1 protein-coding gene is annotated in these 254 nt (G+C 70.5%); it reads left to right on the top strand.

Annotation, left to right across the window (positions count from 1 at the left end; all coding sequences use genetic code 11):
- On the top strand, nt 1-254 hold a 254-nt coding region (locus ICJ85_RS16355; RefSeq protein ID WP_206688071.1), incomplete at both ends, for a hypothetical protein.

The raw sequence follows: 254 nt of genomic DNA, 5'->3' as shown, positions 1-254 counted from the left end.
ACCTGCTGATCGCCTCCGATGGCGAATTCGGCGCCACGCCCGGCCTGGTGGCCCGGCTCGATGCCGCCAAATCCGGGCTCGGCCTGCGCGTGCAGGGCGTGCTGATCGGGGACCGCGAAACCATAGGTTTCCTCGAACTGGCCGACGACATCCATCCGGTGCGCGACTGGCGCCGCTACGGCGACGAACGCAGCGGCGCCGGCGATTCGCCGGTGCACAGCCACCGGCTGACCGCGATGTACTTTCCGGGCGCG

This window comes from Aestuariibaculum marinum, assembly GCF_014596975.1.
Classification (GTDB): Bacteria; Bacteroidota; Bacteroidia; order Flavobacteriales; family Flavobacteriaceae; genus Aestuariibaculum; species Aestuariibaculum marinum.
Note: the sequence above shows the minus strand (reverse complement) of the source record. Positions and strands in the feature narration are given on the sequence as shown.